Below are 13,237 nucleotides of genomic sequence, written 5' to 3' on the forward strand. Positions count from 1 at the left end.
TCCAAATATCCCCAGCAATGATTCACCCACGATTAGACTCTTTCTACTTAAATAAATAAAACTTATGACAATCTCTAAAAAATACAGTAAATCGGGGTTTTTTCGTTACTTTAAATCAATTAATTGGATAATTCTTACCAAAAAGACCAATCCTGTAATAGGTAATACAACAAAATAAGTTAGTAAAATGTATCAAACTAGTTAAATAAACATTTGGATTCACTTTAAAGTATTAACGAATATCCATTCAGATTAAACCGCAAGCTGAATGGTATCAGCTTAATGTTTTTATGATCTAAATCACTATAAGAAAAGCGATAAATGGTAAGCTGTTCTCAACATAAAATTTCAAGAAAATCAAATATTACTATATTAATGATTTTATTAAGTGATTGTTTAAGGCAATTGACGGTAATGAATAATGAATTCAATCAACAATAAATTTCATGACATTATTTAATGAATTAATAATCCCACCGCTAATTCCCTTAAAAAATTTAACCTTTATTTGGAGTAATTTTTATGGCTGTCACTCAGGTTTCAGAACTCAATGAATTAGTTGCTCGTGTAAAAAAAGCCCAGCATGAATTTGCTAATTTTTCTCAGGAACAAGTTGACCGCATTTTCCGTGCCGCAGCTCTCGCTGCCGCAGATGCTCGTATTCCATTGGCAAAATTAGCGGTGTCTGAATCAGGTATGGGAATTGTGGAAGATAAAGTGATCAAAAACCACTTCGCTTCTGAGTATATTTATAACGCTTATAAAGATGATAAAACTTGCGGGATTTTATCTGAAGATAATACTTTCGGCACCATCACTATTGCAGAGCCTATTGGCCTGATCTGTGGTATTGTTCCGACAACAAATCCAACATCTACCGCGATTTTTAAGGCTCTCATCAGTCTGAAAACTCGAAATGGTATTATTTTTTCTCCTCATCCACGCGCCAAAAAGGCAACGAATAAAGCAGCAGAAATCGTTTTAAAAGCAGCAATAGAAGCAGGGGCACCCGAAGATATTATCGGCTGGATCGATGAGCCTTCTGTTGAGCTTTCAAATACCTTAATGCATCACCCTGATATTAATCTGATTTTGGCCACAGGTGGTCCGGGAATGGTAAAAGCTGCTTATAGTTCAGGTAAACCTGCGATTGGTGTTGGTGCCGGCAATACTCCTGTCGTGATCGATGAATCCGCTGATATCAAACGTGCCGTAGCATCCATTCTTATGTCCAAAACGTTCGATAATGGTGTGATTTGTGCCTCAGAGCAATCAGTCATTGTCGTTGACGTTATTTATGAGCAAGTTCGTGAGCGTTTTTCAACCCACGGAGGTTATCTCCTTCAGGGAAAAGAACTGAAAGCCATCCAAGATATTATTTTGAAAAATGGTAACTTGAATGCTGCCATTGTTGGTCAGCCAGCCACAAAAATCGCTGAAATGGCCGGTATCAGGGTTCCTGATAATACTAAGATCCTTATCGGTGAAGTCACTTTAGCAGATGAATCCGAGCCTTTTGCCCATGAAAAATTATCACCATTGCTCGCCATGTATCGCAGTAGAAATTTTGAGGATGCAGTTGAAAAAGCGGAGAAACTGGTTGAAATGGGCGGTATTGGTCACACTTCGTGTCTTTATACCGAACAGGATAACCAAGCTGGACGCATTAAATATTTCGGCAATACAATGAAAACAGCCCGTATTTTGATCAACACTCCAGCTTCTCAAGGTGGAATCGGGGATTTATATAACTTTAAATTGTCCCCTTCCCTAACTCTGGGATGTGGCTCTTGGGGAGGTAACTCCATTTCCGAAAATGTAGGGCCAAAACATCTGATCAATACGAAAACTGTCGCAAAAAGAGCCGAAAATATGTTGTGGCATAAACTTCCAAAATCAATCTATTTCCGACGCGGTTCTCTCCCCATAGCATTGGAAGAAGTTGCTACTGACGGAGCAAAACGCGCATTCATTGTTACTGACCGCTTCTTATTTAATAACGGCTATACCGATCAGGTGATCAATGTCTTGAAATCGTATGGCATAGAAACCGAAATTTTCTTTGAGGTTGAAGCAGACCCTACTTTAAATATTGTTCGCAAAGGTGCTGAACAAATGCATCTGTTCAAGCCAGATGTCATTATTGCCCTTGGCGGCGGTTCCCCAATGGATGCAGCCAAAATTATGTGGGTCATGTATGAACATCCAGAAACACATTTCGAAGAATTGGCTCTGCGTTTTATGGATATTCGCAAACGCATCTATAAATTCCCCAAAATGGGCGTGAAAGCCAAAATGGTCGCCATTAGCACAACTTCAGGCACAGGTTCGGAAGTCACACCTTTTGCAGTTGTTACCGATGATATCACCGGACAGAAATATCCTCTGGCAGATTATGCGTTGACTCCGGATATAGCAATTGTCGATGCAAACTTAGTTATGGAGATGCCAAAATCGCTGTGTGCCTTTGGTGGCCTTGATGCAGTCACTCACGCACTGGAAGCCTATGTTTCCGTATTGGCTAATGAATATTCTGATGGACAAGCGCTGCAAGCTCTGAAGTTGCTGAAAGATTTTCTGCCCGCCAGTTACCATGAAGGTGCCAAAAATCCTGTTGCCCGCGAGCGGGTTCATAATGCAGCAACCATTGCAGGTATCGCTTTTGCCAATGCTTTCTTGGGAGTGTGTCATTCCATGGCCCATAAGCTTGGCTCTGAATTCCATATTCCACATGGTTTAGCAAATGCATTGTTGATCTGTAACGTAATTCGCTACAACGCTAATGACAATCCGACAAAACAAACAGCATTCAGCCAATACGACCGCCCTCAGGCACGACGTCGCTATGCAGAAATAGCTGACCATTTAGGATTAACTGAATCAGGAGATCGTACTGCTAATAAGATTGAGAAACTACTGGCGTGGTTAGAAGAAATGAAATCTCAATTAAGTATTCCAGCGTCAATTCGTGAAACAGGTGTTCAAGAAGCTGACTTTTTAGCAAAAATTGACAAACTGGCAGAAGACGCATTTGATGACCAATGTACCGGCGCCAATCCACGTTATCCGTTAATTTCCGAATTGAAACAATTGTTGTTAGATTCTTTCTATGGCCGTGAATTTACTGAACAAGCCATATTACAGGAGACATTGCAATCAAATAGAAAGAATAATAAGAAATAATAATAAATGATCTGCTGATGTAACTTAAAAAAGGTGTCAGAATACCGCTGACACCTTTTTTATTATTTTATTTTCCTGCACTAATGGTTTTATACTCACTCTACTTCAGGTTGAAGTCCGTTAAACCTTTTTTGCCTTAGCGTCACAAATAACGTCAGTATAGTGTCTACGGCACACAGAGACGTATTTTTCATTGCCACCAATGTCAACCTGGGCACCATCGTAAACAACGTTACCATTACTTCCAAAACGCAGGACATGGCTGGCCTTTCTCCCACAATGACAGATTGTTTTCAACTCCACCAATTTATCTGCCCAAGCGAGAAGATATTTACTTCCACTAAATAACTCCCCCTGAAAATCCGTTCTTAATCCATAACAAAGAACAGGGATATCATCATAATCTACAATTTCGCAAAGTTGCTCGACGTGTTCTTTTGATAAGAATTGACATTCATCAATCAAAACACAATGGACTTTTTCAGACTCATTTTCACTTCTGATAAGCTCAGCAATATCTGTTTCTGGTGAAAATAACAAAGCTTCAGCACATAAGCCAATACGAGAACTCACCTTTCCTTTACCAAAACGAGTATCAATTTCTGCTGTAAAAATCAGCGTTCTCATTCCTCTTTCGTTATAGTTATAGGAAGATTGTAATAAAGAAGTTGATTTCCCTGTATTCATAGCAGAATAATAAAAATAAAGCTGAGCCATTGGCCCGTCCATCCTCTAGTCAAATTTAATCAGGTGATATATCGCGGTAAGTTTATCACAAACTCTGACCGAGTTTACTTCCTGTTATTGACTAATGTGGTGTGGCAGAAACAAATTAGAACGAATATAAAAAGGTTATTTTCATGATAATCATCACATTTGTGCATATAAAATCAACACCGAAAGCGCTTGCTGCATGACAAATGAACGAACTCAACAACAAAAGAAATAGTTATTTCCTTTCCATCCTTTGCATATTAATAATCATAGCGGTTTACTTTTGTTCAATTTATCTCTCTATAATCATAACTAATCGATTACCCATAAAAAAACTTTCATCTCGCACTTGCTCTTCAACTTATTTCTATAAAAACAGTTAACATCCCTTACAAATTGACCATAAATTAGTTTTATACATCACAGTTTATCCCTTACTCAACTTTACAGTAATCAACCTCAATGCTTATTGTGAAATGACAAAACCAATAGCAGGATTAAAACACAATATATCGATTATCAAAAAAATTGCATTTTAAAATGACCTATTTTAGCCTGAGAAAGTAAATTCACTATTGCAGAAAATAAAATAGCATTCTATTATTATCCCTACATCAGCTATCATCATTATAATTTGAGACCAGGACAATGAGCGAAAATTTAAAATCCTTAAATAACATCCGTACCTTGCGCGCACAAGCAAGAGAATGTGAACTTACCACTTTAGAAGAAATGCTGGAAAAACTTACAACTGTTGTTGAAGAACGTCGTGAAGAAGAAAGCCAAGCTCGCGCGCAAATAGAAGAGCGTACACGTAAGCTTCAAGAATACCGCGAAATGCTGGAGAAAGACGGTATTGAATTAAGCGATTTAGTGGATGCTTTAAGTGGTAAAGCTACTAGTAAATCTAAACGTGCTGCACGTCCAGCTAAATATTCATACACTGATGAAGGTGAAACTAAAACCTGGACTGGTCAAGGCCGTACACCTGCTGTAATCAAGAAAGCAATTGAAGAAGAAGGCAAAAAACTGGAAGATTTTCTGATCTAATCAGTTTTTTGTAACCTCAATAACAAAAGTACCCTATCAAGGGTATTTTTGTTTTATGATTAATATAACTAGCTAGGTTAATTACGAGCTGATGTAGAGACACTGAGAGTTATATTAATGGCGAAAATGCCTTCATATTCTCAACGTGCTAAAGAAGAATTTAACACCAACTTAGTTTTTTATTAACATCCTTTTATAAAAAAGGAGCTATACGCTCCTTTTTCTTTGTTTTTATTGTACTGGCTTCTGATAAAAATCCAAATACCAATCAATAAACCGTTTCACGCCTTCTTTTACCGGAGTATTGGGCAGAAACCCAATCTTATCGTAAAGGGCGCTGGAATCCGCACACGTTGACAATACATCACCGTCCTGAATTTCCATAAAGTTTTTCTTCGCCTCTATTCCCAGTGAAACTTCAATCGCTTCAATAAAATCACCCAGTTTTGTCGGCTGCCCATTACCTATATTGTAAATACAATATGGCGCAGAGCTGGCAGATATCTGTCCATTTTCAACTGACCAATCTTTATTGGAAGTAGGAATGATATCCTGCAATCTGATTATAGATTCAACAATGTCATCAATATATGTGAAATCCCTCACCATATTGCCATGATTATAAACATCAATTGACTTGCCTTCTGACATAGCTTTGGTAAATCTAAATAAAGCCATATCAGGACGGCCCCACGGCCCATATACGGTAAAAAATCTCAGTCCAGTAGTAGGAAGCTGATAAAGATGAGAATAACTGTGAGACATTAACTCATCAGCTTTTTTCGTTGCCGCATATAAAGAGACAGGATGATCAACGGAATCATCCGTGGAAAAAGGCTGCTTTTTATTTAATCCATATACTGAACTGGAAGATGCATATAATAAATGTTCTACATGATTATGGCGACATCCTTCAAGAATATTGATATGACCGATGATATTAGCATCAATATATGCCATTGGGTTTTGTATTGAATAGCGGACACCCGGCTGAGCTCCCAAATGGATAACTCGCTGAAATTGGTGTTTAGCAAACAATTCCGGGATAGCAATTCTGTCAGCTAGATCTAATTTTTCAAATTTAAAATTTGAAAAAGGAAGTAATAAATTTAATCTTGCCTGCTTCAAATTAATATCATAATAACCATTGAGGTTATCGATACCGACAACCTCATGACCCATATTCAATAACCGCTGACTGACATGAAAACCAATAAAACCAGCAGAACCTGTAACTAAAAATTTCATATCATAACTCAAATAACTGGATTGATAGAGGAACCACGACCAATACCATAATAAGTAAATCCACGCGATTGCATACGTTCAGGATCATAAAGATTGCGGCCATCAAAAATCACTGGAGTTTTTAATGAATTTTTAATCACATCAAAATCAGGTGCTCTGAAGTTTTGCCACTCTGTACAGATGATTAAAGCATCAGCTCCTTTTAATGCAGACTCTTTTGTCCCCATTAAGGACAGATCATCACGCTGCCCATAAATACGCTGAGCTTCTTGCATCGCTTCTGGATCATATGCCTGCACTTTAGCACCACATCTCCATAATGTTTCCATCAATACAAGGCTTGATGCTTCACGCATATCATCTGTATTGGGTTTAAATGATAATCCCCAAATAGCGAATGTTTTGCCGGATAAATCATTACCAAAATGATGTTTAACAAAAGTAGGCAATTTACCTTTTTGTTTTTCGTTAACTTGTTCGACTGCCTGAAGAATTTTGGGAATATATCCAATCTGCTCAGCCGTACGAATCAATGCCTGAACATCTTTCGGGAAACATGAACCACCATATCCACACCCGGGGTAAATAAAGTGATATCCGATTCGTGAATCAGAGCCAATTCCCTGACGCACATTTTCAATATCTGCTCCCAACATTTCTGCTAGATTAGCAATTTCATTCATAAAACTGATTTTCGTTGCCAACATACAGTTAGCTGCGTATTTAGTTAGCTCCGCACTACGGATGTCCATGACTATCATACGATCATGATTACGATTGAATGGCTCATACAGCTCGCGCATTACATCAACTACACCGTCATTATCACAACCAATAATAATACGTTCTGGGCGCATGCAATCAGCAACAGCGGCTCCCTCTTTCAAAAACTCAGGATTGGAAACAACGTCGAACGGAAACTCAACATTACGTTGTGCCAGTGTTGCCTGCATCACTGCCCTAACTTTATCAGCCGTACCTACTGGCACGGTTGATTTGTCAACAACGACTTTGTAGCCATCCATATTTTCTGCTATGGTTCGCGCTACGGCAGTGACATACTGAAGATCTGCTGAACCGTCTTCATCAGGTGGTGTTCCTACTGCAATAAACTGTAATTTGCCATGAGCAATACCGGCTTTAGCATCTGTTGTAAAATTAAGACGCCCTTCAACATGATTTTTCTTTACCAGAGGTGCCAAGCCCGGTTCAAAAATAGGGATCTGACCATTTTTTAGGTTTTCTACCTTTTTTGCATCAATATCAACACAAAGTACATCATGCCCAACTTCCGCAAATACGGTCGCTTGAACTAAGCCTACATAGCCAATACCAAATACAGTAACTTTCATATCACACCTTAAATGACTAATAGATTATTTTTCAATCTGGTTTTGCAAGGTCATGATCCAATCCATGAATGATTTACCCAGTTCCTTGTGTTTCATGCCATATTCTACAAATGCCTGCATATAGCCCAATTTATTACCGCAATCATGGCTACGGCCCTGCAAGTGATAAGCCTCTACTGGCTCTTTTTCCATCAGCATGGCAATGGCATCTGTTAATTGAATTTCATCACCTGCCCCTGGTGCCGTTTTTGCCAGCAATGGCCAAATTTTTTCAGATAATACATAACGCCCAACAATAGCAAGATTGGATGGCGCTTCTTCTGGTTTCGGTTTCTCAACAACACGGACAATAGGTTTACTGTCACCGGGTTGCAGTACTTCACCTAAGCAATCTACGATGCCATAATCCGAGACACTTTCTTTAGGAACAGGTTCTACCAGAATCTGACTGGCTCCATTGCTATCAAAACGCGATAGCATTTCACTCAGATTATATTTTGACAGATCGGTACTATACTCATCTAAAATGACATCTGGCAAAATAACAGCAAACGGCTCATCACCAATAAGTGGCTTAGCACATAAGACCGCATGCCCCAATCCTTTTGCTATTCCTTGCCGAGTTTGCATTATCGTCACATGGCTCGGACAGATAGACTGTACCTCATCCAATAACTGACGTTTGACCCTTTTCTCAAGGATTGCTTCCAGCTCAAAACTGGTATCAAAATGATTTTCTATAGAATTTTTGGATGAATGTGTGACCAGAATAATTTCATTAATGCCAGCTTTAATACATTCATTGACAACATACTGAATAAGTGGTTTATCTACCAAAGGGAGCATTTCTTTAGGGATAGCTTTAGTGGCTGGTAACATTCTTGTTCCCAAACCAGCTACAGGGATAACAGCTTTTTTTACCTTTTTGTTTATTGCTGACATTACATTGTCTCCTACTGCCATGTTGTCACTGAAAAATCCTATAACAGTTAGCTTAAATAGCACTAACTCTCTAAAAAATCGCATGTGTGAAAAAAATCATATTCATAAAAAATAACGCGCACGAGTATACCAGTTAATTCAACCTGATATATACTCGTCGTCTTTCCAATTGCAACTTTGTTCGCTTCGCTCACTCACCCCAGTCGCATAATTGTCTATGCTCAAGAACTCATTCCCTTGCTATCGTAGTACTGCAAGTCGAAATTCATTGGGTATAAGTGCGCTATTTTTTGCTCATATTTATATGATCTTATGTTGAACACGGCAGTAAAATGATACATAAATGTTATAAAATTATTAACTAAATGATGGAGAAAACATCAATTTTATTTGATTTCTATTATTCCATATTCTGCATTGCCAAAATGCGCTGCGTTTACTGTCATGATCAGCATGAATAACTTCCAATGTTCGAAATGGTATCCCGTTATCTAGCTGTTTCTGATAATCGTCGGATTTAACATGTGCATCTAATCCAGCTGATGACAATAAAATTGTCTTATTATGTGTATCATAATACCCCAACAACAACGAAAGTGGTTCAGTCTCCTTCCCGTTACTCACTACCTGTTTCAACCAATTCATAATATTCTGCATGCCGGGTAAGCCCTTTTTTTTATAAAAATATCTTTTTTTCAAGATATTATTAAAGGCGACTTTCAATAATAGTGCGGAAATAGCACTCCTATCTTTTGAATGACTGACATCAAAACAGCAGAACATCATTTCTTTCTCAGAAATTGCGGCAATATCGAAGACCAATCCTGTTTTACCCGCAGTATTCAACAAACGATAATTTACCCTACAGTTAGCAATAATCTGGGAAACCGGCGGCTGTAGCTGTTTTAATACCCTCCATGTAGCGATGGTATTTTGTTTTAATATTGTTAATTCCTGAACCAAGCTACTGCGTTCTATAGCCTCAGAAGAAAATAATTGAGGATACAAGTAATTCAATGCAACTTTCTTAATCTCATTAAGATTCAGTATCGGTTTTAACAAGATATCTTTAGCTCCCAGGCGCAGCGCGTCATCTATTTTCATCATATTCTTTGTTGCAGAAACAATAATAACGGGTATAGTCAACCCTTTCTTCGCCATATGGCTAATAAACTCAAGGCCATTCATGAACGGCATATTCAAATCACAAAAGATAAGTTCGGGTTCTATCTCCGTCGCTATCTTCTGTAATGCTATTTCTCCATTCGATGCACACATCGTTACTGCTCCCAAAGAATTCAAATAATTTACTAATAAGGAGCAACAAACTGGTTCATCTTCTACAACTAATATTTTCTTTCCTCTCAATACCTTTTCCATAACAGAGGCCTCTTACCAAGCATTGCGACCATTGCCTATATTCGAGTATCATCAGTCGATGATATCTCAACAGGCCTATACTATTTATACTCTACATATCTTTGCAATATCGCTCATATTAACAGCAACCACCTTAAATAATCGGAGTTATTTTGACAAAAATGTGTCCCTGCGGCAGTGACTTGCTTTTTGCTCATTGTTGTGGTCCCTATCTCGAAAATCATTATCCTGCTCCAAATGCCGAATCTTTGATGCGTTCCAGATATAGTGCTTATGTCATACACGATGTAGATTATCTAATCGCAACCTGGCATCCTGATTGTCAGGCCGAAAATTGGCGTTCAGAAATAGAACAAAGTTTTGCTGGTGTACAATGGCTGGGATTAAGTGTCTTAGAAACAAATCAAGGCAAACATAATAATGAAGCCTATGTCGAATTTTCAGCTTGCTTTATTGAACAGGGAAAGCAAGATAATCAATTGATTCATGAGCGCTCACGTTTTTTGCGCATTGACCAACACTGGTTTTATATTGATGGCATTCGTCCTCAGATAGGTCGTAATTACCCTTGCCCGTGTGGTTCAGGCAAAAAATACAAGAAGTGCTGTGGTTAAATCAGCATCTGAATATCAAATATAACAATTCACACACAGTTAAGAAAATTTGAGGATCTCGCAATCCATGCAAAACGCAAACATACAAAAAAAAATCTTGCGTACAATTTGTCCTGACTCCAAAGGGTTAATCGCAAAGATCACAAACATCTGCTACAAGCATCAATTAAATATCGTTCAAAATAATGAATTTGTAGATCACCGCACTGGACGTTTTTTTATGCGTACAGAACTGGAAGGTATTTTCAATGATGAAACACTTCTGGCCGATTTGGACGATGCTTTACCCGTAGGTTCGAACCGGGAACTCAACGCGGCGGGTCGTCGCCGTATCGTTCTCATGGTGACGAAAGAAGCACATTGTATTGGTGATATTTTGGTAAAAAGTGCCTATGGTGGATTAGATGTCGAAATTGCAGCTGTTATTGGAAACCATACGATCCTGCAACAATTAGTTGAACAATTCGGCATTCCTTTCCATTACATCAGCCATGAAGGTTTAACTCGTGAACAGCATGATGAAGCATTGATGGCTCAGATTGAACAGTATAAACCAGATTATGTTGTACTCGCCAAATATATGCGTGTCCTGACACCAGCATTTGTTCAACATTATCCAAATCAGATAATCAACATTCACCACTCATTTTTGCCTGCATTCATAGGCGCACGCCCTTATCATCAGGCTTATGAGCGAGGGGTGAAGATCATTGGTGCTACTGCACATTATGTAAATGATAATTTGGATGAAGGCCCAATTATCACTCAGGACGTAATAAATGTAGATCATACATATACTGCCGAAGAGATGATGCGGGCAGGACGAGATGTTGAAAAGAATGTATTGAGTCAAGCATTGCACTGGGTCTTTTCCCAGCGAGTTTTTGTATATGGTAACCGCACCGTTATTCTTTGATATCCCCGTCGTCTTTTAAGTTGCAGTTTTGTTGGCTTCACTCACGCACCCCAGGAGCATAGGTAACTATGATCCTGGGAACTCGCTACCTTGCCATCGTGCTACAATTCGAATCCACTGGTATAAACAGTTAAAATATTTTATGGCAAGAACCCTACTGATAATACATTTAAATAGGCTGTAACTTGATCGTTAAGTTCAAAAAAACATCGCTTGATACTTTATTTTCAATTAACTACTTTACAGTGGCGGCTTATTTGATATTATGCCGTCCGCTGCTAACGACAGCGTACAATTCAAAATTTGGTGGGGTTCCCGAGCGGCCAAAGGGAGCAGACTGTAAATCTGCCGTCACAGACTTCGAAGGTTCGAATCCTTCCCCCACCACCATCAAAGCAATCTTCCAAATTCAAAGAAATAACCAGACCAACCTACCCCTCTTGGGGAAGAACGAAAACCTTCGACCAAGGTTAGAATTGGGCACAGCTAAATAATAATGCGCGTGGGGTGAAGCTGTCGGAGTAAGGAGCAGAGTGAAATATCGAAGAAGAATGGTATATTATTTATGCCAAGGTGAGGAATAAAATGACAAGTCATTTTTCCTCACCACCATCAAAAATCTATTCAAAGCTCTCAATGCATTACGAATATAATAACAATCCATTGCTCACATCAATTGTCGAAACTAATCACCATATGTTCAAAAGAAAAACAATTTCCTTTTGATTCACGACTAACTTAATGTTTCAAAATTAATGCACTTGAACACGTACCAATAGCGGAGCTCGGGAGACCTGACAGTTTGCTCCGCTTATGCAACCGGTTACTCCATATCGCTGACAGAGTCGATAAAACGGTTTAACACGCTTGAATGAGATTTTGATTTGTAGACATAACACTGATTAATGGCATCAGGTCGTGGGATTGGCATAAAGCCTAAACTCTCTCCCTCTTCCAATGCTCCGGAGTGGGAATCAGTAATAAAAATATAATCAGATGACTGAATGAAATTAAGGCAGCACTCTATATTATCCATCTGTCGGATATTAACTTTCTCCCCATTTTTTACCATTTCCTCTTCCAGGCTCTTTATCAAATTGCCTTTATAGAGCACTGGATCACATAACCATGTTCTCTTTTTCAGCAATTGAATAAAGTCTCCATTCACTTCACCCAATAATTCTTTACGGCAGCAGATCCCCAAATTTGGTCCATCAATTTTCCGTACAAGACTGAATCGGTCACTAAGTATTTTTTCTGAACTTAAAATTATCGTATTACCCTCATAATCAACTATTTCATCGATGTTATCATAACTGAAGCGTAATATATTAACCTGAGCATTATTTCGGTCCGCTGCTTTATAAAGCGAAATCAGATGCTTTTTCTTACCCCAATCATGGTATATATTTACAACATTACAAATACTCCCACTAATGTGTTTCTTTGTAATTTCTTTCTCTTTCAAATATAGCTCTTTTAGGTCATTATATAACTCCACTCCGTCTTTGGTCAGAATCATCCCAAACTTCTCCCTTTTAAATAAGCGCTTTCCTAACGTCGCCTCAAAGTCTTTAATTGATTTAGCGACTGGGGGAGTCGTACGGTTCATCACTCTTGCCGCCTTGCTTAAAGAACCCATTTCCACCACCGCCATGAATGCTTCTAATTTACGAGAAAAAAACATAATTCACCGTTCCTATGTAACTTGTGGCTAAAATAATATCCTTGAAATGGCCTTCTCATCAGGTAACCGCTAAATCAAACTTGATATTGTGAAGGTATAATTTTGTACAATAAAAATAGATATTTTTCAAATGACATTTATATAAAATGCC

10 protein-coding genes and 1 tRNA gene are annotated in these 13,237 nt (G+C 38.4%); 5 read left to right on the top strand and 6 right to left on the bottom strand.

Annotation, left to right across the window (positions count from 1 at the left end; translation table 11 throughout):
* Positions 1-522: 522 nt before the first annotated feature.
* The gene (gene adhE, locus AACQ81_RS04235) at positions 523-3,183 is read left to right on the top strand and encodes a bifunctional acetaldehyde-CoA/alcohol dehydrogenase (RefSeq protein WP_237386429.1); all 2,661 of its coding nucleotides are present in this window, start codon (positions 523-525) and stop codon (positions 3,181-3,183) included.
* A 120-nt stretch (positions 3,184-3,303) separates the two neighbouring features.
* Here adhE and AACQ81_RS04240 read toward each other — a convergent pair whose 3' ends face one another.
* Positions 3,304-3,900 (bottom strand): thymidine kinase, encoded by a 597-nt coding sequence (locus AACQ81_RS04240; RefSeq protein ID WP_237386430.1) that lies wholly within the window; start codon positions 3,898-3,900, stop codon positions 3,304-3,306.
* 645 nt (positions 3,901-4,545) lie between these two features.
* Here AACQ81_RS04240 and hns point away from each other — a divergent pair.
* Complete coding sequence (gene hns, locus AACQ81_RS04245) at positions 4,546-4,947, top strand: histone-like nucleoid-structuring protein H-NS (protein ID WP_237386431.1); 402 nt, start codon at positions 4,546-4,548, stop codon at positions 4,945-4,947.
* A gap of 231 nt (positions 4,948-5,178) precedes the next feature.
* On the opposite strand, the gene AACQ81_RS04250 is transcribed toward hns, so the two are convergent.
* The 4 genes from AACQ81_RS04250 to rssB form a co-directional block, all read right to left on the bottom strand.
* Positions 5,179-6,195 (bottom strand): NAD-dependent epimerase, encoded by a 1,017-nt coding sequence (locus AACQ81_RS04250; RefSeq protein WP_237386432.1) that lies wholly within the window; start codon positions 6,193-6,195, stop codon positions 5,179-5,181.
* An 8-nt stretch (positions 6,196-6,203) separates the two neighbouring features.
* On the bottom strand, positions 6,204-7,547 hold the full coding sequence (locus tag AACQ81_RS04255) for a UDP-glucose dehydrogenase family protein (RefSeq protein WP_237386433.1): 1,344 nt from the start codon (positions 7,545-7,547) through the stop codon (positions 6,204-6,206).
* Positions 7,548-7,571: 24 nt separating this feature from the next.
* Entirely contained in the window at positions 7,572-8,489 is a 918-nt protein-coding gene (gene galU / locus AACQ81_RS04260; protein WP_237386434.1) for a UTP--glucose-1-phosphate uridylyltransferase GalU, read from the bottom strand.
* 357 nt (positions 8,490-8,846) lie between these two features.
* Positions 8,847-9,869, bottom strand: a complete 1,023-nt coding sequence (gene rssB, locus AACQ81_RS04265) for a two-component system response regulator RssB (RefSeq protein ID WP_237386435.1) — start codon at positions 9,867-9,869, stop codon at positions 8,847-8,849.
* A 152-nt stretch (positions 9,870-10,021) separates the two neighbouring features.
* Between rssB and AACQ81_RS04270 the strand changes: the two genes are divergently transcribed.
* From AACQ81_RS04270 to AACQ81_RS04280, 3 genes are all read left to right on the top strand, one after another.
* Complete coding sequence (locus tag AACQ81_RS04270; RefSeq protein ID WP_237386436.1) at positions 10,022-10,483, top strand: YchJ family protein; 462 nt, start codon at positions 10,022-10,024, stop codon at positions 10,481-10,483.
* Positions 10,484-10,550: 67 nt separating this feature from the next.
* A complete protein-coding gene (gene purU / locus AACQ81_RS04275; protein ID WP_237386437.1) occupies positions 10,551-11,399 on the top strand; it encodes a formyltetrahydrofolate deformylase in 849 nt (282 codons plus the stop codon).
* A gap of 305 nt (positions 11,400-11,704) precedes the next feature.
* A tRNA-Tyr gene (locus tag AACQ81_RS04280) sits at positions 11,705-11,789 on the top strand.
* 433 nt (positions 11,790-12,222) lie between these two features.
* Here the strand turns inward: AACQ81_RS04280 and AACQ81_RS04285 are convergent.
* Positions 12,223-13,086 (bottom strand): helix-turn-helix domain-containing protein, encoded by an 864-nt coding sequence (locus AACQ81_RS04285; protein WP_092551643.1) that lies wholly within the window; start codon positions 13,084-13,086, stop codon positions 12,223-12,225.
* Positions 13,087-13,237: the final 151 nt, after the last annotated feature.

It is taken from the genome of Xenorhabdus sp. Sc-CR9, assembly GCF_963897815.1.
Classification (GTDB): Bacteria; Pseudomonadota; Gammaproteobacteria; order Enterobacterales; family Enterobacteriaceae; genus Xenorhabdus.